17 protein-coding genes are annotated in these 19,003 nt (G+C 64.6%); 8 read left to right on the forward strand and 9 right to left on the reverse strand.

All coding sequences use genetic code 11. The features are described 5' to 3' along the window. Nucleotides 1-37: 37 nt before the first annotated feature. The 3 genes from HA399_RS11505 to HA399_RS11515 form a co-directional block, all read right to left on the reverse strand. On the reverse strand, nt 38-511 hold the full coding sequence (locus HA399_RS11505; RefSeq protein WP_107336345.1) for a phosphate-starvation-inducible protein PsiE: 474 nt from the start codon (nt 509-511) through the stop codon (nt 38-40). Nucleotides 512-613: 102 nt separating this feature from the next. Next, nucleotides 614-1,312, reverse strand: a complete 699-nt coding sequence (gene hda, locus HA399_RS11510) for a DnaA regulatory inactivator Hda (protein ID WP_043334111.1) — start codon at nt 1,310-1,312, stop codon at nt 614-616. A 40-nt stretch (nt 1,313-1,352) separates the two neighbouring features. Beyond that, nucleotides 1,353-2,462 carry an AI-2E family transporter gene (locus HA399_RS11515; protein WP_043334110.1) on the reverse strand — a complete coding sequence of 370 codons (1,110 nt, stop codon included), beginning with the start codon at nt 2,460-2,462 and terminating at the stop codon, nt 1,353-1,355. A gap of 312 nt (nt 2,463-2,774) precedes the next feature. Between HA399_RS11515 and purM the strand changes: the two genes are divergently transcribed. Beyond that, nucleotides 2,775-3,857 carry a phosphoribosylformylglycinamidine cyclo-ligase gene (gene purM / locus HA399_RS11520; RefSeq protein WP_054556274.1) on the forward strand — a complete coding sequence of 361 codons (1,083 nt, stop codon included), beginning with the start codon at nt 2,775-2,777 and terminating at the stop codon, nt 3,855-3,857. Next, nucleotides 3,854-4,630 carry a phosphoribosylglycinamide formyltransferase gene (gene purN, locus HA399_RS11525; protein ID WP_404325058.1) on the forward strand — a complete coding sequence of 259 codons (777 nt, stop codon included), beginning with the start codon at nt 3,854-3,856 and terminating at the stop codon, nt 4,628-4,630. Before purM ends, purN begins: the two co-directional genes overlap by 4 nt. Before the next feature lie 154 nt (nt 4,631-4,784). Here purN and HA399_RS11530 read toward each other — a convergent pair whose 3' ends face one another. The 4 genes from HA399_RS11530 to HA399_RS11545 form a co-directional block, all read right to left on the reverse strand. Beyond that, a complete protein-coding gene (locus HA399_RS11530) occupies nt 4,785-6,770 on the reverse strand; it encodes an autotransporter outer membrane beta-barrel domain-containing protein (RefSeq protein WP_404325059.1) in 1,986 nt (661 codons plus the stop codon). 346 nt (nt 6,771-7,116) lie between these two features. Continuing rightward, nucleotides 7,117-7,683, reverse strand: a complete 567-nt coding sequence (dcd, locus tag HA399_RS11535) for a dCTP deaminase (protein WP_043334107.1) — start codon at nt 7,681-7,683, stop codon at nt 7,117-7,119. Between the two features lie 125 nt (nt 7,684-7,808). Beyond that, a complete protein-coding gene (apbC, locus tag HA399_RS11540) occupies nt 7,809-8,645 on the reverse strand; it encodes an iron-sulfur cluster carrier protein ApbC (protein ID WP_276315243.1) in 837 nt (278 codons plus the stop codon). Nucleotides 8,646-8,837: 192 nt separating this feature from the next. After that, nucleotides 8,838-9,551 (reverse strand): RNA pseudouridine synthase, encoded by a 714-nt coding sequence (locus HA399_RS11545; RefSeq protein WP_404325060.1) that lies wholly within the window; start codon nt 9,549-9,551, stop codon nt 8,838-8,840. Nucleotides 9,552-10,177: 626 nt separating this feature from the next. Between HA399_RS11545 and HA399_RS11550 the strand changes: the two genes are divergently transcribed. After that, the gene (locus tag HA399_RS11550) at nt 10,178-10,855 is read left to right on the forward strand and encodes a cell wall hydrolase (RefSeq protein ID WP_404325061.1); all 678 of its coding nucleotides are present in this window, start codon (nt 10,178-10,180) and stop codon (nt 10,853-10,855) included. Nucleotides 10,856-11,028: 173 nt separating this feature from the next. Here the strand turns inward: HA399_RS11550 and HA399_RS11555 are convergent, their stop codons facing one another. Continuing rightward, nucleotides 11,029-11,502 carry a TerB family tellurite resistance protein gene (locus tag HA399_RS11555; RefSeq protein WP_404325062.1) on the reverse strand — a complete coding sequence of 158 codons (474 nt, stop codon included), beginning with the start codon at nt 11,500-11,502 and terminating at the stop codon, nt 11,029-11,031. Nucleotides 11,503-11,751: 249 nt separating this feature from the next. Here HA399_RS11555 and metG point away from each other — a divergent pair, with 249 nt between their 5' ends. Next, a complete protein-coding gene (gene metG / locus HA399_RS11560) occupies nt 11,752-13,803 on the forward strand; it encodes a methionine--tRNA ligase (protein WP_404325063.1) in 2,052 nt (683 codons plus the stop codon). 124 nt (nt 13,804-13,927) lie between these two features. On the opposite strand, the gene HA399_RS11565 is transcribed toward metG, so the two are convergent. Further along, the gene (locus HA399_RS11565; protein ID WP_043334103.1) at nt 13,928-14,434 is read right to left on the reverse strand and encodes a DUF3465 domain-containing protein; all 507 of its coding nucleotides are present in this window, start codon (nt 14,432-14,434) and stop codon (nt 13,928-13,930) included. 29 nt (nt 14,435-14,463) lie between these two features. Here HA399_RS11565 and HA399_RS11570 point away from each other — a divergent pair, with 29 nt between their 5' ends. The 4 genes from HA399_RS11570 to rsxC are packed head-to-tail and all read left to right on the forward strand — an operon-like array spanning nt 14,464 to nt 18,970. Then, entirely contained in the window at nt 14,464-14,754 is a 291-nt protein-coding gene (locus HA399_RS11570) for a hypothetical protein (RefSeq protein ID WP_404325064.1), read from the forward strand. Between the two features lie 16 nt (nt 14,755-14,770). Continuing rightward, entirely contained in the window at nt 14,771-15,352 is a 582-nt protein-coding gene (gene rsxA, locus HA399_RS11575) for an electron transport complex subunit RsxA (protein ID WP_043334102.1), read from the forward strand. A 1-nt stretch (nt 15,353) separates the two neighbouring features. Further along, nucleotides 15,354-15,992, forward strand: a complete 639-nt coding sequence (rsxB, locus tag HA399_RS11580; RefSeq protein WP_043334101.1) for an electron transport complex subunit RsxB — start codon at nt 15,354-15,356, stop codon at nt 15,990-15,992. Then, nucleotides 15,992-18,970, forward strand: coding sequence for an electron transport complex subunit RsxC (gene rsxC, locus HA399_RS11585; protein ID WP_404325065.1), 2,979 nt, complete (start codon nt 15,992-15,994; stop codon nt 18,968-18,970). Before rsxB ends, rsxC begins: the two co-directional genes overlap by 1 nt. Nucleotides 18,971-19,003: the final 33 nt, after the last annotated feature.

Below are 19,003 nucleotides of genomic sequence, written 5' to 3' on the forward strand. Positions count from 1 at the left end.
GGCCTTTTTGGTCTTCCGGTGCTACTGAAACACGGGCTTATCGCGTCGAGTCCTCGTCCCCTACCGTGCCGCCCATCGGGTCGATGGCTTTGCTGGAGGGGTATTTGTAGGAGGCGAAGCGCACGGCGAGTACCGAGAGGGCGAGGAAGAAGATGCCGCCGCAGAGGTAGAGCAGGCCGATATCGGGAGCCTTGTGGTGGGAGACATCGCCGATGAGGTAGCGCGTCAGCGCGGTGATGGCGATGTAGAGCAGAAAGCGGATCGGCAGGTGGTTGGTCTTGAAGTAGATACCGACCATCGCGCCGAGCTCGAGATAGATGAACAGCAGCAGGATGTCATCGACGCTGGCCGAGCCCTTGGCGAACATCTCGAAGAAGGCCGATACCGAGGCGATGGCAATCGCGCCGCCGATGGCGAACAGGCCGAGATAGTGAAAGCCTTCGACCAGGAAGTTGCCGATCGAGTTGGCTTGCTTGTGCATGCGCTCCCGATGCTTGTCTAACCTGTTCATGCCGCGTGTCCTCAGACAGAGATGATGGAAAGAGACTGCAATATCGGTGCCGCGGTCGTGATGAAGGCAAGATTGGGCCACCGGGCCCGCGCAGCCGTTGCCCTACCAGCCGAGCGTCTGCTTGACGAAGGGAATGGTCAGCTTGCGCTGGGCGGAGAGCGAGGCGTTGTCGAGCTCGCTCATCGCCGCGAACAGGCCCGGCAGGCTGCGCGGCCCGCGATGCAGGATGTAGCGGGCGACTTCGTCGGGCAGTGCAAGGCCGTGGTCACGTGCACGCAATTTGAGCGCTTCGAGGCGCTGGGCGTCATCCAGCCCCGAGAGGTGGAAGGTGACGCCCCAGGAGAGCCGCGAGGCGAGATCCGGCAGGATGACGGGCAGCAGGCGTGGTGCGCAGCTGGCGCTGACCAGCAGATGCCGCCCGCCGTCGCGCAGGCGGTTGTAGAGGTGGAACAGCGCCTCTTCCCAGCGCTGACGACCGATCACCACATCGAGGTCATCGATGGCGACCAGGTCCATCTCATCCAGCCCTTCGAGCATGTGCGGCGGGAAGTGACCCAGCTCATTGAGCGGCAGATAGAAGGCACGCTTGCCCTGCTCGCCCGCCAGATGACAGGCCGCCTGCAACAGGTGGCTACGCCCACTCTGCTCGCCGCCCCACAGATAGACGAAGGGCTCCCCGCCGTCGGCAAGCTGCCCCTTGAGGGCCTCCGCCAGCGAGGTCGAGGTGAAGTGGTAGTTGTCGAAGGTCGCGGCGTCACGTACCCCGACGCCGAGTGCCATCTGTCCCTGAGTCATTGCCATCCGTCATGCTGATTGTTGTTGCCGTGATCTCGTCTCTCGATCACTGGGTATCCTCTGCCGCCGGCGGCGCTGGCTGATCTGCTGCCACCGCGGGGCGAGAATCACGCTGTTGGTCATATAAAGTACTGTTTTTATAGCGATCATGCAGATAACGCAAGAGCACCATGATCACGGCCGCCACCGGCAGGGCCAATAGAATGCCGGTAAAGCCGAACAGCTGGCCGCCCGCCATCACCGCGAAGATGACCGCGACCGGATGCAGGCCGATCTTGTCGCCCAGCAGCAGCGGCTGCAGCACCACGCCTTCCAGCAGCTGGCCGAGCGCGAAGACTCCACCGACCGCCAGCAGCGCCCACCACTCGCCGAACTGGAAGAAGGCCACCGTCGCCGCGATCAGGATACCGACGATGACGCCCAGATACGGCACGATACTGGCAAGCCCCGCCACCAGGCCGATCAACAGCGCGAACTTGAGCCCGATGATCGCCAGGCCAATGGCATAGACGATGCCCAGACTCAGCATCACCAGCAGCTGCCCGCGCAGGAAGGCGCCCAGCACCTCATCACAGTCATGCGCCAGACGCGTGGCGGTAGGCTCCATATGGCGCGGCAGCAGGCCCTGCAGCTTCTCCTTCATGCGGTCCCAGTCGAGCAGCAGATAGAAGGTGACGACGGGGATCAGCGCCAGATTGCCCAGCCAGATGGCCATCGCCAGCCCGGACTTGGAGACGGTGCCCAGAAGCGCGGCGGCGAAGGTGCCGGTCTCTTTCCAGTTGCCCAGCAGCAGCGAGCGGACCTGATCGAAGTCGGCGCTGAAATCCAGCCCGGTGAATGACTGGATTTCCGGCAGCACCGTCTCGCGTATCCAGTTGAAGACCACCGGCATGAAGCTGATCAACTGCGCCAGCTGACGCCCGAGCAGCGGCACCAGCACCAGCAGTGCGATCAACAGCACCACCGAGAGCACGCTGAACACCAGCGTGACCGCCAGATGGCGCGACAGGCCCTTGTCTTCCAGCCAGTCGGCCAGCGGGTCACCCAGATAGGCGAGAATCATGCCGATGAAGAACGGCATCAGAATCGGTTCGAGCATCACCAACAGGCCGAGGAAGGCCACGCCTGCGGCCAGCAACCACCATTTACGCTGCATCTTCACTCCTTGAGACAAGCCGTGGGGCACTCGTGACGGCTGACTGCCGACGGCGCACGCATCACCCATTGTTGCCTGTCGCCGAGTCACCCACAAGACACGCGCCGCTCACGCGTCTGACATTGCCTCCCCCGGCGCCACCCAAGGTGCGACAAGGCCTGCCATGACTGGCGTGGCGGCCTTTTCACATTTTGATGCGGTTTTGTGAATCGGCACAGTGTCAGCCGCGAAGCGCAATGCTACAATGGCCGCCTTTCTTTTCCCGCGATCGATCGTGTCTCACCGCCCAGGCCGCACCGACAGGAACCTCACATGACGCAACGCCCCCAGGACTCCTCGCCCAGCAAGACTTCCTTGAGCTACAAGGATGCAGGTGTCGATATCGATGCAGGCAACGCCCTCGTCGAACGCATCAAGGGTGTCGCCAAGCGCACTCACCGCCCGGAAGTGATGGGTGGTCTGGGTGGCTTCGGCGCCCTGTGCGAACTGCCGGCAGGCTATCGCCAGCCCGTGCTGGTCACCGGCACCGATGGCGTGGGCACCAAGCTGCGCCTGGCCATGGACCTCAACCGTCACGACACCATCGGCATCGATCTGGTCGCCATGTGCGTCAATGATCTGGTGGTCGCTGGCGCCGAGCCGCTGCAGTTCCTCGATTACTACGCCACCGGCAAGCTCGACATCGACATCGCCGCTGACGTCGTCACCGGTATCGGCGAAGGCTGCCTGCAGTCCGGCTGCGCGCTGGTCGGCGGCGAAACCGCTGAAATGCCGGGCATGTACGAAGGCAGCGACTACGACCTGGCCGGCTTCTGCGTCGGTGTGGTCGAGAAGTCAGAGATCCTCGACGGCAAGAAGGTCGGCGCAGGCGACGTGATTCTGGGTCTGGCCTCCTCCGGCCCGCACTCCAACGGCTACTCGCTGATCCGCAAGATCCTCGAAGTCGCCGATGCCTCCCTGCTGGAGCAGGAAATCGACGGCCAGCCGCTGGCTGACGCCCTGATGGCGCCGACGCGCATCTACGTCAAGCCGCTGCTGTCGCTGCTCAAGGAAAGCGGCCTGTCCGTGCACGCCATGTCCCACATCACCGGTGGCGGCCTGCTCGAGAACATCCCGCGCGTGCTGCCGGAAGACTGCACCGCCGAGATCGACGTCGCCAGCTGGAAGCGTCCGGCGGTCTTCGACTGGCTGCAGCAGCAGGGCAACGTCGAAGAACACGAGATGCACCGCGTACTGAACTGCGGTGTCGGCATGGTCGTGGTCGTCGCTGAGTCCGACGCCACCGCCGCGCGCGCTCACCTGGAAGCCCAGGGCGAGACCGTCTTCACCCTCGGCAGCATCCGCGCCCGCAACGGCATGGAAGAGCAGGTCCAGCTGGAGAATCTGTCCGCATGATCGAACCGAATACCAACGCCTCCAACGGTGACACTCTCGGCGGCTTCGGCAACGGTTTCGAGGCAGACGATGCGCCGGTTCGCCCGCGCGTCGTGGTACTGATTTCCGGCAGCGGCAGCAATCTGCAGGCGCTGCTGGAAGCGCAGGAACACGACGAGCTGGGTGGCGACGTGGTCGCGGTCATCTCCAACAAGGCCGATGCCTACGGCCTGGTGCGTGCGCGTGACGCCGGCGTCGATGCCGTGGCGCTGCCGCATGAGGAGTATGAGTCCCGCGAGCATTATGACGCCGCGCTGATCAAGGTGATCGAGCGTCATGAACCGGACCTCATCGTGCTGGCCGGCTTCATGCGCATTCTGTCGCCACTGTTCGTGCAGTACTTCTTCGGGCGCCTGATGAACATTCACCCGTCGCTGCTGCCGGCCTGGCCGGGGCTTGATACCCATCGCAAGGTATTGGAAGCCGGCGAGAAGGAACACGGCGCCAGCGTGCACTTCGTCACCGAGGAGCTCGACGGTGGCCCGGTCGCGATCCAGGCCGTCGCCAACGTGCTGGAAGGCGATGACGAAGCCAGCCTCAAGGAGCGCGTGCACACGCGTGAGCACCTGATCTACCCGATCGCGGTGCGCTGGTTCCTCGAAGGCCGCCTGAAGCTCGACGGTGAAGTGGCCAAGCTCGACGGCCACAATCTGCCGGTGGGCGGTCTGCGCCTCTCCCACGCCGATGTGGAAGAAGAGCTCAGCGATGAGCTGCCGGAAGACGAAGAAGACTGATCAGTGACGCTGCCTTGCTGGCAAGGCCGACTGATCTGATAGCAAGCTGATGGCGCGCTGACAGCGAGCTGAAAACAGAAGACCCCGCGACATGCCGATGTCGCGGGGTCTTCTTGTTTTTAAAGCTTCACTTCTCTCTCGATGGCTTTCGCTTTCAGAAGGTGTAACTCACCCCCACCTCCCCGCGCGCCGTCACCTCATCCCAGGTCTCGATGCCGGCGCCCAGATGCAGCATGGCATTGCGGCCGAGCTGCATGCGCCAGCCGCCATCGACACGCAGGTAATTGTCGCTGCCGCGATCCAAATCCTCGGCGCGGTAGGCATTGGTCGGCAGGCTCGCCAGACGCACCTCGGCGCTGTCGGCGTCATCATCCAGACGCTTGCCGTAGGCCAGCTCACCGTAGAGGCCGAAACCCTCCGCGATGGCACGGTCGACCATGAAGCCGGCCTCGACACGGCGATCGCGCAGCGTCTGATCCGAGACACTCAAGGCGTTGGCGGCGGAGCCGGATTCAGTGTAGCCATCGATGTCGGACTCGGTGTGGCGGTAGGCCACGAAGGGCGCGTTGTACCACAGCGAATCGGCGGCGGTGAGGCGATAATCGAGACGCGCCTCGGCGCTGAAGCCATCGCCATCGGTCTCACCGGACAGGGTGCGCGATGACTGACCCAGTGCGACATGGCGGTCGAGGTCGTAATCGAAGTCGCCGTAGCTGGCCACCGCCTGGACGCCAAACCTGCCCAGCTGCTGACGCGCGAACAGGCTGAACACCTGGCCTTCCAGTTCAAGCTCACTGCCATCATCGACATCGAAGTCCGCATTGCGCTGACTGACCGCAACACCGCCCCAGGCCTGGCCGAGGGCGTTGTCCAGCGGCAGCATCACGCCGACACCCGCGCCGCGCTGCTCGCTGTCAAGGCCCTGCTGCCCGCTGGAGGTCTCGCCATCACCGGTGCCACCACTGGCCGAGCCGATGGCGAACACGCGCACGCCCTCCCCGGCGCGTCTGTCCTGCGCACCGGGACGCAATTCATCGCCGAGGCTGCGCTGGCTGGCATTGAGCGCGCCCGTGCCCAGCTGCGGCGCCAGCCCCAGCACCGAGGGCGCGGCGAGCATCGCATAGGCGTAGTCGGCCAGAATCTCCTGGCCGGCGGTGGTCGGGTGCACGCCATCATTGAACAGCAGCTTGTCGGGGTCTTCCGCGGCGCCGCCCAGCCCGTAGGGCGTGACGTTGCAGCTGTCCGAGAAACACACCTGGGTCAGCGGCACGTCGCTGGCGAAGCCGAACTCGGCCGGTGATGCCAGCACCTCCTCGAGAATGCCGACGGTATCCAGGCGGATGATGTTGACCTCGCCATCCAGCGCCGCCAGTCGCGCGCCCAGCGCATCATTGAAGACGTCTACCAGCGCGGAGGTCCCCGCCGCCTGCGCCGCGCCCGCCGACTGGCCGGCCGGGGTGCTGCCGACATCCGGCAGGTTGGAAACCATGATGGTGGTGGCGCCCGCCGCGGCCAGCGCCTCCACCGCGGAGGCCAGATTGCCGGCGGAGGCGACCGCCGTGGCCGGCGAGGTGATCACGCCCTGCAGGAAGTCGTTGCCACCGCCGTTGACGTAATAGAGGGCGTCCGGGTCGGCACTGCCGCCGGTGCTGACCAGATAGCCATCCTCGACCCTGAGCACCGTGCCCGCGCCGGTGCTGCCCGGCGGGATGACCACCTCGGAGCCGTCCTCGTCGGTCACCGAGGCCAGAATCTGCGCCGTGGTATAGCCGCCCACCGCGTAGTTGGTGCCGTCACTGAAGCCGGCCAGCTGATAGATCACCGAGGTGGAAGGTTCTGCCGCCAGCCCCAGTTCCGTGGCCAGCAACTGGGTCGAGACGCTGCCATAGGCCGAGTTCTCATAATCCGGGCCACTGCGGTTGGTGAAACGCAGGCTGTTGAGGCCGCCCAGGGTGGTATCGGGGAACTGGCCGGAATCGCTCAGGCTGTCGCCGAAGAGATAGAGATTGGAATAGGCCTGCGCAGGAGTCGCCAGCAAGGTGGTGCTGATGGCGAGGGCGAGACCGCTGAGGGTAAAACGTCGGACCAGGCCGCTGGCGCTGGCCGGCGGGAATACAGCGCGATGTGAACGCGATGGCATGGCGTGCCCCTTGCTTGTGGGAGGTATCCGTCCTGCAGCCACTCTGGGGGTGGCCTGCAGACAAGCATAGGCAATAAAACGAGTGATTGAATCACGTGTTTCGTTCAACTTCCGGCTAAGACTCAGCGCCTTGCGAGCGTGTCACGCTCTCGCTACCTGCCACCGGCGTCTCTCTTGCCACCGTTGTCTCTTTCTTGCCACCGTCGTCACACGTCGCCACGAGCAGGCACAAGCAGGCACAAAAAAAGCGCCTCCCGAAGGAGGCGCTCCTGGCTTGCCACACTCTTGGCTTGCAGCACGCAGGTCACTTGCGTGAACGCAATACCCAGGCGCGCAGCAAGGGGTATCAGGTACGCGGCAGTGTCACGCCACGCTGGCCCTGATACTTGCCACCGCGATCCTTGTAGCTGGTCTCGCAGACTTCATCGGACTCGAGGAACAGCATCTGCGCCACGCCTTCGTTGGCGTAGATACGCGCCGGCAGGTTGGTGGTGTTGGAGAACTCGAGGGTGACGTGGCCTTCCCACTCCGGCTCCAGCGGCGTCACGTTGACGATGATGCCGCAACGCGCGTAGGTGGACTTGCCCAGGCAGATGGTCAGCACGTTACGCGGAATGCGGAAGTACTCGATGGTACGGGCCAGCGCGAAGGAGTTGGGCGGAATCACGCAGGAGTCGCCCTTCACGTCCACGAAGCTCTTCTCGTCGAAGTGCTTGGGGTCCACCGTCGCCGAATGGATGTTGGTGAAGACCTTGAACTCATCCGAGCAGCGCACATCGTAGCCGTAGCTGGAGGTGCCGTAGGAAATCACACGGCGCTCATCGTGAAAGCGCACCTGATCGGGCTCAAAGGGTTCGATCATGTCGTGGCTTTCGGCCATGCGACGGATCCACTTGTCGGATTTGATGCTCATCGAGCGTACCTGACTGACTGATGGGGAGAGACGCGTGAGCGCCATGAAACGCGGGCCAGCATGATACCGGCCCGCTGTGTCGCTGGAAACCTCGGCACGCGCGGCTTGCGCCTGGCGCGTCGGGCTCAGCTGAAGCTGATGCTCGGGCCTTCGTCCGCACCGGCACTTTCCAGTGACTCGGAGACCTGACGCGCGATGGCGCGGAAGCTCGCGGCCACTTCGCCGTCCGGCTCCGCGATCACGCTCGGGCGACCGCCATCGGCATTCTCGCGAATGCTCAGGGTCAGCGGCAGCTGGCCCAGCAGACGAGTCTGGTACTCATCGGCGATACGCTCACCACCGCCCGCGCCGAAGACCGCTTCACTGTGGCCACACTGGCTGCAGGTGTGAGTGCTCATGTTCTCGACCACGCCCAGCACCGGCACCTTGACCTTGCGGAACATCTCGATGCCCTTCTGGGCATCCAGCAGTGCGATGTCCTGCGGCGTGGTGACGATGACGGCGCCGGAGACCGGCACCTTCTGTGACAGGGTCAGCTGGATGTCACCAGTGCCCGGCGGCATGTCGATCAGCAGCACGTCAAGCTCGCCCCAGGCAGTCTGGTTGAGCAGCTGCTGGAAGGCACCGGCGACCATCGGGCCACGCCAGACCATCGGGTCCTTCACGTCGACCAGGTAGGCCATCGACATGGTCTTGATGCCATGCGCCTCGATGGGGCTGAAGACCTGCTCACCGGCCATCTCCGGACGCTGACCGGTCGGCACGCCGAACATCTGCGCCTGACTCGGACCATAGATGTCGGCGTCCAGCAGGCCGACCTTGAGACCTTCCGCCGCCAATGCCAGCGCCAGATTGGCGGTGACGGTGGACTTGCCGACGCCACCCTTGCCGGAAGCGACCGCGACAATGTGCTTGATACCTTCCATACCTTGAAACTCCTGTGACGGCCTGCGCGGCGCGATGAATGTGGCGCGCAGGCGTCTGAACTGTCAGCGAAAAAAGCCGTGGAACACGATGGGCACAGTATGCCTGCCACCGCTACACGGGCCAAGCCGATGAAGCATGTCCATGGTAGCCATGCCTCAGGCAGCCATGGCCTTGGGAGCAAATCAGAAGCGCACGTCTCAGAAGCGCACGTCTCAGAAGCGCACGTCTCAGAAGCGCACGTCGACCGGCAGGAAGCGCCACTCGCCCGGCGCCATGCGACCGAGCAGAATCGCGCCCAGACGCAGACGACGCACCTCGATGACCTTGAGGCCCTGCTCCTCGACCGCGCCGCGGACCCCCCCCACCGGCACCCGCTTCATGGCGATGCGCAGGCGGGTGTCGCTCTGCCAGCTGATGCTGACCTTGGGCTTGCGGCCGCGGATGTCGGCGCACAGCGCGAAGCCGATACGCTTGAGGCCTTCGTCATCCAGTGTCCCTTCCACTTCGACGACGTATTCCTGCTCCAGCTGGTCGAGATCATCACCCAGCTTGCGGATCACGCCACGGTTCTGTGACCACACCGCGAGACCGGATTCGTCTTCGCCGAGCTCGGCCAGCGGCTGCTGGGACAGGAAATGCACCTTGAGCCAGTCGGCACCGCTGTTGTCGAGCGCACTGCGCGGTGCGCCGTCACGCAGGGTCAGCGGGTCCGGCAGCGGCGTGCCCGGCGGCTGATACCAGACCAGAGTCAGCGGCTCGATGGGTGCCATGCTGGCGCCTTCATCGACGGTGACTTCTTCATCGGTGACCTTGAAGAAAGGCGCTTCCACGATCTCGCCCGCGACACGTACCACCCCCTTGGCGATGAGATGCTCGGCCTCACGGCGCGAGATGCCCTGCTGATGGGCCAGAAACTTGGAAAGACGGACGGGTTCGGTCATGGGGACTCTCGAGGCAGCGACGCAGGCAACAGGCAGAGCAGCAGCACGCAGAAGCGCAGATAAAAAGAAGTGGGACAGCCTGACAGGGTCATCAAGGCTAGCCCGCCATGATAACGGCATGCGCCGAGGATGGCACGGACGAGACGCGCTGAAGATGCTAGGCTGCGTGGCCAGAAATCGGCGCGGCGCGCTTCAGTAGATCATTTGACGCGCCTTACCAGATCCTTCGACGCTCGAAGCCAGCGCATCTGATCCACTACGCCTGGTCATCCGCCCCTCTGGCGCAAGCGATCCGGCTGCCTCTGACCCGCCTGATCATGCGCTGGCAGGCACGATGCGCTACCCGCGCCATCGTCATCGCTACGCAACCGCGTGGTGACAGTTGCGGAACCCTTTGCGCGGCAAAGCGTCAGAGTTGCGTTGAAGCTCAGCCTGGACCATACAAGGTCAGGGTCAGGCAAACTGATGCGCTTGCGCGTCGACTGTCGCTACCGAGGAAGCCGGTGGCCAACGCTTCAGTCTCCGTCAGTGACTCGCCAACCGAAGGTGTGGCGACCGACCCGGATTGACCCTGCGCGCCATCCCGCCTTGCTGCGCTTCCCAGGCCACGTTCACAGGTATCTTGCATGCGTTTATCTCCCACATCGCGCCACCCACTGACTCACACTCGGCGCTACGCCATCAGCAGTGCACGCACGCTTCGTCATCTGGTACTGATCTTCGGCCTGACGCTGGCCGCAGGGTGCTCCGCGCCGCACGCCTCGGACGCGCCTGCCGCACCGACCACCGCGGCCAAGGCAGCCGTCAAGGCCGAACGGCTGGAAAGCCTGCTGGTGCAAGGCGAGAGCGATGTGCCCGAGAACCTGCTGCTCAGCAAGGCCGGCGCCAAGGCGATCGACCCCAACGGCCAGCGTCCGGTGGATGACCCGCTGACCTGCCTGGCGCGTGCCGCCTACTGGGAAGCCAAGGGCGAAGGCAGAAGCGGCATGCAGGGCATCGTCAATGTGGTGATCAACCGCGCCGCCGACCCGCGCTTCCCCGATAGCCTGTGCGGCGTGGTCAAGCAGGGTGGCGAAAGCGGCAGCTGTCAGTTCTCCTGGTGGTGTGACGGTCGCTCCGACCGCATTCGCGAACCCGCCGCCTACGCCGAAGCACGCGACGTGGCCCGTCAGGCGCTCAACCATCAGCTGGAAGACGTCACCGACGGCGCCCTCTACTTCCACGCCCGCTACGCCACACCCTACTGGGCCAAGCGCTTCGTGCGCACCGCGCGCATCGGCCAGCACCTGTTCTATCGCAACTGAGTGCGAGCCGCTGCTGGATGACCGCTGTTGAGAGCCAGCGACACTGCGACCCAAAGCCGCAAACATGACGCCCCCGCTGCCATTGGCAACGGGGGCGTCTGCTTGGGTGTGTCGTAATAGGGGCGTATGCCTAAGGGGTGGACAGGGACGCCCTTCCCAAAATTCCTGACGGATCAGGTGTCTGGCTGTGCCGCCAGCTTGGTGTGGATGAACTCGCTGTGGCTGACGTGCAGCAGGCCGGCAAGACGGCGGATGCGATGCTCTTCCTGCGGGTCCAGCTCGCCATCGGCGTAGGCCAGTTCCCAGAGCATGCCGATCAGCTCGCTGCGCTCCTCAAGGCTCATGTGCTCGTTGAGCTGCTTGACGAAGCGGTAGTGGTCCGTGGCCTGCTCGGCATCCTGCTCGGCCTGGGTCAGCAGGATGGCAAGTTCCTCATCCCCCAGCGAGAAGCGCTCGGCAAGCTGGCGCGCCAGGGCTTCACGTTCGCGCACATCGAGATGATCATCGGCGCGTACCACCTCGAACATCAGCACGGCCATGGCGAGTTCCGGGCCGGGCTCCTCGTTGGGACGGGCGTTGCTGCCGGGCATCATCACCTGGCGGATGAGACGATTGATCTGACCGGCGACGGATAGCTGTGCTGGCATGCTGACCTCCAGGAACGGAAAATGTAATGTCCTTGAATCCTTCATGAGGGCAGCGGCACGGGTTGCAACCTCGCAGTTGCGCACGCCAGCGTTGCCGGTGACGCGACGCGCCCTTCGCGCCGCCCGCACCTTCGCGATATAGTAGCGCCCATCCCGACGGGGCGATGCGTTCGCCCCTTATCACGAGTCATCCCGGCGAGTGGCTGCGCACTGCGCAGCAGGCGCCCTTTACCGTCAAGACGAGGCCTCATGTCAGCGCGCAAGATTCTGGTTACCAGTGCCCTGCCCTATGCCAATGGGTCGATCCACCTGGGTCACCTGCTTGAGTACATCCAGACCGACATCTGGGTACGCTTCCAGAAAAGCCGTGGCCACGAATGCCATTACGTGTGCGCCGATGACGCCCACGGCACCGCCATCATGCTGCGTGCCGAGCAGGAAGGTGTCACCGCCGAGCAGCTGATCCAGCGTGTGAGTGACGAGCACCAGGCCGACTTCGCCAAGTTCGGCGTCGGCTTTGACAACTATCACTCCACCCACTCGCCGGAGAACCGCGCCCACAGCGAGCGCATCTATCTGGCGCTGCGCGATGCCGGTCATATCGCCACACGCGATATCGAGCAGATGTTCGATCCGGTAAAGGGCCTGTTCCTCGCCGACCGCTTCATCAAGGGCACCTGCCCGAAGTGCAAGACCGAAGACCAGTACGGCGACAACTGTGAAGCCTGCGGCGCGGCCTACACGCCGGCCGAGCTGATCGATCCGGTCTCGGCCATTTCCGGCGCCACGCCGGAAATGCGCACGTCCACCCACTACTTCTTCAAGCTGCCGAACTTCGCCGAGTTCCTGCAGGAGTGGACCAAGAGCGGCCGCGTGCAGAGCCAGATTTCCAACAAGCTGCAGGAATGGTTCGAGGCGGGTCTGGCCGAGTGGGACATCTCCCGCGATGCGCCCTACTTCGGCTTCGAGATTCCCGACGCGCCGGGCAAGTACTTCTACGTGTGGCTGGACGCGCCGATCGGCTACCTCGCCAGCTTCCAGAACCTGTGCGAGAAGCAGGGCATCGACTTCGACAGCTACTGGAAGGCCGATTCCGACGCCGAGGTCTATCACTTCATCGGCAAGGACATCGTCTACTTCCACGCCCTGTTCTGGCCGGCGATGCTGGAAGGTGCCGGCATGCGCACCCCGACCGGCGTCAACTGCCACGGTTTCGTGACCGTCAATGGCGCCAAGATGTCCAAGTCGCGCGGCACCTTCATCAAGGCCGACACCTACGCGCAGTTCCTCAACCCGGAATACCTGCGCTACTACTTCGCCGCCAAGCTGACCTCCGGCGTCGATGACCTCGACCTCAACCTCGACGACTTCACCGCCCGCGTGAATTCCGACCTGGTCGGCAAGGTGGTCAACATCGCCAGCCGCTGCGCCGGTTTCGTCAAGAAGTTCGGCGACGGCAAGCTGTCCGCGACCTGCGCCGAGCCGGAGCTGGTCGAGCGCTTCATCGCCGCTGGCGAAGGCATCGCGGCAGACTTCGAAGCCCGTGAATTCGCGCGCGCCATGCGCAAGGTGATGGAACTGGCCGATGAAGCCAACACCTACATCGCCGACAAGGCGCCGTGGGCGATGGCCAAGGAAGACGACCGCGAGCAGGAAGTGCTCGACGTCTGCTCCGTGGGCATCAACCTGTTCCGCCAGTTGATGGTCTACCTGGCGCCGGTAATTCCGGAGCTGACCGACAAGGCACGTGACTTCCTGAACCTCGAGAGCCTCGACTGGGCCAGCCGTGAAAGCGTGCTGACCGATCATGCGATCAACAAGTTCAAGCCGCTGCTGACGCGCGTCGAGCCGGAGCGCATCGACAAGATGCTCGAAGCCTCGCGCGAAGTGCTGGTCGAGGAGCAGAAGATCAAGGACGGCACCGCCAAGGCCGAAGCCGCGGCCGCGCCGAGCCCGCTCGACGCCGACCCGATCGCCGACGAGATCGACTTCGATACCTTCATGAAGACCGATCTGCGCGTGGCGAAGATCGTCAAGGCGGAGCACGTCGAGAAGGCGGCCAAGCTGCTCAAGCTGACGCTGGATATCGGTGGCGAGACACGCACCGTGTTCTCCGGCATCAAGTCCGCCTACGCGCCGGAAGCGCTGGAAGGTCGCCTGACGGTGATGGTCGCCAACCTGGCGCCGCGCAAGATGCGCTTCGGCGTGTCCGAGGGCATGGTGCTGGCCGCCGGTGACGACGAAGGCATCTACCTGCTGGAGCCGCATACCGGCGCCAAGCCGGGTCAGCGCGTCACTTGATCCACTGATGATGCGCCGAGGGCTCTTTGCGATACCACGCTGAGGGCTCTTCAGGACAACGCCCCGCCAGAGACTCTCTGGCGGGGCGTTGTCGTTCATGCGTCACATCCGGTCGGCGGGACGGCTACTCGTAGCGGCGACCGGCATGCTCCAGCCAGCCATCCACATGGCGGCCACCGGGATCATGATGCGTCCAGTGGATCACGCCGCCCTTGTCGGTCCACTCATATTCGCCGTAGAAGCCGATGCGATCACCGACCTGAAGACTGTCGATGCGTGGCGCGAGGTCGATGTTGTGCGCCACCAGAATGGTGGTGCCGCCCGCGACCCGGATCAGGAACTTCTGATGACGGCTGCCCTTGAGATCATCCCTGAGCAGACGCGTCACCTCGCCCACGCCCCGCACCTGCACATCACTCTGCTGGGCACTGATGGCGCGCCTGAGTCGACTCTCGTCCGCCGAGGAAGCGCCTTCCCCCTGGGTCGCCTCGGCCTGCGGCGACTGGAAGTCATTCCACAGCTGGGAGAGCGAGAAGTTGCCATTGCCCGTCAGCTGCGAGATGCCCGCCATCGCCACCACCAAGATGATGACCCATAACGGCCGACGGCCGCGTGTTCCTGTCCTGCGCATATCCCGCTCCTTGTGCCACCCCGGATGACGTGGAAGTCTCTGATCACGCCATAATCAATAAAAGTAATAAAGGAATTCTTCTTTATTACTTCAAGAACCAAGCAAAACGCGAAACAATGGTCGTCTCATGCTGGCAACACTACGCCTCGCTTGCCACGCTACAGGCTGTCGGCCAGCAGCATCTTGCGTATAATACCGCCGCGCTCGACGATCCCCTGCCCTGCAGCTTCCTGACAGCTTGCGGCAGCAACAGCCCTGATCGCCTGCGAGTGCCGGTTAATGCATGCCGCGAGCACGGAAGCGCCTTCGAAACACCCTGACCGAGCGACGCCCCTGATGAGTGAATACCTTCTTATCCTGATCAGCACCATCCTGGTCAACAATTTCGTACTGGTGCAGTTCCTCGGCCTGTGCCCCTTCATGGGTGTCTCCAACAAGCTGGAGTCCGCGATGGGCATGTCGCTGGCCACCACCTTCGTGCTCACGCTGTCGTCGATGTGCGCCTACCTGACCTATCACTTCATCCTCGCGCCGCTGGGGCTCGAGTACCTGCGCACCATCGCCTTCATCATGGTGATCGCCGTGGTGGTGCAGTTCACCGAGATGGTGGTCAAGAAGACCAGCCCGCTGCTCTATCAGGTGCTGGGCATCTTCCTGCCGCTGATCACTACCAACTGCGCGGTACTCGGCGTGGCGCTGCTGACCCTGAACCGCAATTCCAGCTTCATGGAAGCCACGCTCTACGGCTTCGGCGCGGCCGTCGGCTTCTCGCTGGTGCTGGTACTGTTCGCCGCCATGCGCGAGCGCCTGGCCGTCGCCGATGTGCCGCGCCCCTTCCAGGGGCCGGCCATCGCGATGATCACCGCCAGCCTGATGTCGCTGGCCTTCCTCGGCTTCTCCGGACTGGTGCAGATCTGACATGCTCGAATTCTTCAACGACCATACGCTGATCTCTGCCATCGTCGCACTGGTGGCCATGGCCGTCGTCTTCGGCGGTCTGCTCGGCTTTGCCGCCGTGGCCTTCAAGGTCGAGGGCGACCCCATCGTCGAGCAGATCGACCAGCTGCTGCCGCAGACCCAGTGCGGCCAGTGCGGTTATCCGGGCTGCAAGCCCTACGCCCAGGCCATCGCCGAAGGCGACGAGATCAACAAGTGCCCGCCGGGCGGCGAGAGCACCATCGCCTCGCTGGCCGACCTGCTGGGCCGCGAGGCCACACCGCTGGATGGTGACAGCGACAACACGCCCAAGGTGGCGGTGATTCGCGAGGACGAATGCATCGGTTGCACCAAGTGCATCCAGGCCTGCCCTGTCGATGCCATTCTCGGCGCCGCCAAGCACATGCACACCGTGATCGCCGACGAATGCACCGGCTGCGACCTGTGTGTCGAGCCCTGCCCGGTCGATTGCATCGACATGGTGCCGGTCGCCACTGACGTGCGCAGCTGGCACTGGCCGCAACCGGCGGGCCCGACCCGCGACAATGCCCGCTTCAGCGGCAATCTGATCGTGACCGATGCCGCCGATTCTACTGCCACATCTGCAAGGAATGTCGCCTGATGGTTCTGTCGTTACTCAAATCCATGGTGACTTCCTCACGCTCCTCTGCCACGGCGGAGGCGGAACACACACAAGAGGGTCAGGGCGCGCCGCGCGTGTTCGACTTCCACGGCGGTATCCATCCGCCGGAGCACAAGGCGCTCTCCAACCGCGCCCCGCTGGTAGCCGCCCCGCTGCCCCGTGAGGTGGTACTGCCGCTCAGCCAGCATATCGGCGCGCCCGCCCAACCGCTGGTGGAGATCGGCCAGCGCGTCAAGACGGGCGAGCTGATCGCGCGCGCCCAGGGCATGATCTCCGCCCCGGTGCATGCCAGCATCACCGGCGTGGTCACCGCCATCGAGCCGCGTCAGATTCCCCATGTCTCGGGCCTGGAAGACCTGTGCATCGTGATCGAGCGCGACGGTGAGATCGATGAATGGGCGCGCCTGGAAGCCTGGCGCGACTGGCGTCAGCAGGAAGCCCAGGACCTGATCCAGCGCCTGCAGGACGCCGGCGTGGTCGGTCAGGGCGGTGCCGGCTTCCCCTCGGCGGTGAAGGCGCGGGTGCGTGAGCGCCACGCCATCGACACCCTGATCCTGAACGCGGCGGAGTGTGAGCCTTACATCACCGCCGATGACCTGACCATGCGCACGCATCCGGAAGCGCTGATCGAAGGGCTCGAGATTCTCGCCAGCCTGATCGGCCCCGAGTGCATCCTGATCGGCATCGAGGACAACAAGCCCGAGGCCGTCATCGCGCTGGAACAGGCGATTCGCGCCCGCCGCGCCGACAAGCGCCTGCCGCCGCTGGATTCACGCCTCGAAGTCGTGGTGGTTCCGACCAAGTATCCCTCCGGCGGCGAGAAGCAGCTGATCAAGCTGCTGACGGACCGCGAAGTGCCCAGCCGTGGCCTGCCCGCCGATGTCGGCGTGGTGGTGCACAACCCGGGCACCGTGCGCGCCGTGCAGCGTGCGGTGTGCTTCGGCGAGCCGATGATCTCGCGCGTCGTCACCCTGACCGGTGAGGCGCTGCAGCACCCGCACAATGTCGAGGCGCGCCTGGGCACCTCCATCGCAGACCTGCTGCGTCTGGCGGCGCCGGCGCCGACGGGCATCGCACGTCTGGTGATGGGCGGGCCGATGATGGGCTTCACGCTCGAGAGCGACGCCCTGCCGATCATCAAGACTACCAACTGTCTGCTGGCCTCCTCTCCCGAGTCACTGCCGACACCGGCGGTCGAGCAGCCGTGCATCCGTTGCGGCATGTGCGAGCAGGCCTGCCCGGCCGAGCTGCTGCCGCAGCAGCTCTACTGGTTCTCCAAGGCACGCGAGTTCGACAAGGCCGAGCTCTACAATCTGGCGGATTGCATCGAATGCGGCGCCTGCTCCTATGTCTGCCCCAGCCAGATTCCGCTGGTGCAGTATTACCGCTTCGCCAAGGGCGAGATTCGCAGCGCCCAGCACGAGGCGCGCAAGTCCGAACGCGCGCGTCACCGCTTCGAATTCAAGCAGGCGCGCATGGCGCGCGAGGAAGCCGAGAAGGAAGCCAAGCGTCAGCAGCGCGCTCAGGCGGCCCAGAAGTCCGCCGCCGCCCGCGCCGATGCCAGCGCCGCCGCAGACACGACTTCAGCCTCGGCCTCGGCAGCCACAGCCACCACAGCGGCCGCCGCTGTCCAGCCGGCACCGGCCACCGACATCAAGGCCTTCAAGACGGCGCGCGCCGCGGCCAACATCGCCCTCAAGAAGGCCGATAAGGCTCTCAAGGCAGCCCAGGATGGCGGTGAGAGCTCCGAGGGCGATATCGCCAAGCTCGAAGCCAACGTGACCGCGGCCAAGGCCAAGCTCGCCAGCGCCGAGAGCGCCCTCAAGGCCGCCAGCGAGGCCAGCGAGTCAGCTGCCCCGGCGGCTGCCCCCGCCGCCGATCTCAAGGCGCTCAAGACGGCGCGCGCCGCGGCCAATATCGCGGTCAAGAAGGCCGAGAAGGCCCTCAAGACCGCCCAGGACAGCGGTGAAGGCGATATTCCCGCCCTCGAGACCAGCGTGACGGATGCCAAGGCCAAGCTCGCCAGCGCCGAAAGCGCCCTCAAGGCTGCCAGCGAGTCAGCTGCCCCTGCGGCAGCCAGCACTTCCGCGACAGGCGCGGCTGCCCCGGCAGCCGATCTCAAGGCGCTCAAGACGGCACGTGCCGCAGCCAATATCGCCGTCAAGAAGGCCGAGAAGGCCCTCAAGACCGCCCAGGACAGCGGTGAGGGCGACATCTCCGCCCTCGAGGCCAGCGTCACCGAGGCCAAGGCACGCCTTGCCAAGGCTGAGGGCGACCTCAAGGCAGCGACCGACGCCGCTGGCGCTGCTCAAGGTACTGATAAAGGCCCTGTGGCAAGCGCTGCGGCTGGCTCTGCTCAAACCGCTGATACAGGTGCGGCTGGCTCTACTGCCAACGCTGCTGCGCCGGCAGCTGCGGCACCCAGCGCCGATATCAAGGCACTCAAGACGGCGCGCGCCGCAGCCAATATCGCGGTCAAGAAGGCCGAAAAGGCCCTGGCCCGCGCCAGCGAAAGTGGCGAAGGCGATATCGAGGACCTGCAGACCCTGCTGGCTACGGCCCAGGAAAACCTGCGTGCCGCCGAGGTGCGTCTCAACAGCGCGCAAGCTGGCAGCACTGACGCGACGCCTGCCGCCAAGGGCACGGGCGAATTGATTCCCGAGGCGCCCAAGCCCGCTGCGGGCTCAGTCGGGCGCGGCAGCATGGCCAGCAACGTGACACTCTCTCAAGCCGAGATCGAGGCATCACGCGCAGAGAACCTCGCCAAGCGTCACAAGCAGGTCAGCATCGCGGTCAAGGCGGCCGAGGCGGCCCACCGCAAGGCCGAGGCGGCATTGAGCGAGGCGGATGACGAAAACCGTCAGCGCCTGGCGACCAAGGTCGACCGCACGCGCCGCAATCTGGAACATGCCCGCGAGTCATTGGCCGAGGTGCAGGCACTGGTGGACGCCCAATGAGTGACCTGAGCCCAATTACCGCGCCAATGGCGA

It is taken from the genome of Cobetia sp. UIB-001 (genome assembly GCF_044789135.1).
GTDB classification, from domain to species: Bacteria; Pseudomonadota; Gammaproteobacteria; order Pseudomonadales; family Halomonadaceae; genus Cobetia; species Cobetia amphilecti.

Coding starts and splice junctions, on each gene's coding strand:
- HA399_RS11505 (WP_107336345.1), bottom strand. CDS start 511: ATGAACAGGTTAGACAAGCATCGGGAGCGCATGCACAAGCAAGCCAAC.
- hda (WP_043334111.1), bottom strand. CDS start 1,312: ATGGCAATGACTCAGGGACAGATGGCACTCGGCGTCGGGGTACGTGAC.
- HA399_RS11515 (WP_043334110.1), bottom strand. CDS start 2,462: ATGCAGCGTAAATGGTGGTTGCTGGCCGCAGGCGTGGCCTTCCTCGGC.
- purM (WP_054556274.1), top strand. CDS start 2,775: ATGACGCAACGCCCCCAGGACTCCTCGCCCAGCAAGACTTCCTTGAGC.
- purN (WP_404325058.1), top strand. CDS start 3,854: ATGATCGAACCGAATACCAACGCCTCCAACGGTGACACTCTCGGCGGC.
- HA399_RS11530 (WP_404325059.1), bottom strand. CDS start 6,770: ATGCCATCGCGTTCACATCGCGCTGTATTCCCGCCGGCCAGCGCCAGC.
- dcd (WP_043334107.1), bottom strand. CDS start 7,683: ATGAGCATCAAATCCGACAAGTGGATCCGTCGCATGGCCGAAAGCCAC.
- HA399_RS11545 (WP_404325060.1), bottom strand. CDS start 9,551: ATGACCGAACCCGTCCGTCTTTCCAAGTTTCTGGCCCATCAGCAGGGC.
- HA399_RS11550 (WP_404325061.1), top strand. CDS start 10,178: ATGCGTTTATCTCCCACATCGCGCCACCCACTGACTCACACTCGGCGC.
- HA399_RS11555 (WP_404325062.1), bottom strand. CDS start 11,502: ATGCCAGCACAGCTATCCGTCGCCGGTCAGATCAATCGTCTCATCCGC.
- metG (WP_404325063.1), top strand. CDS start 11,752: ATGTCAGCGCGCAAGATTCTGGTTACCAGTGCCCTGCCCTATGCCAAT.
- HA399_RS11565 (WP_043334103.1), bottom strand. CDS start 14,434: ATGCGCAGGACAGGAACACGCGGCCGTCGGCCGTTATGGGTCATCATC.
- rsxA (WP_043334102.1), top strand. CDS start 14,771: ATGAGTGAATACCTTCTTATCCTGATCAGCACCATCCTGGTCAACAAT.
- rsxB (WP_043334101.1), top strand. CDS start 15,354: ATGCTCGAATTCTTCAACGACCATACGCTGATCTCTGCCATCGTCGCA.
- rsxC (WP_404325065.1), top strand. CDS start 15,992: ATGGTTCTGTCGTTACTCAAATCCATGGTGACTTCCTCACGCTCCTCT.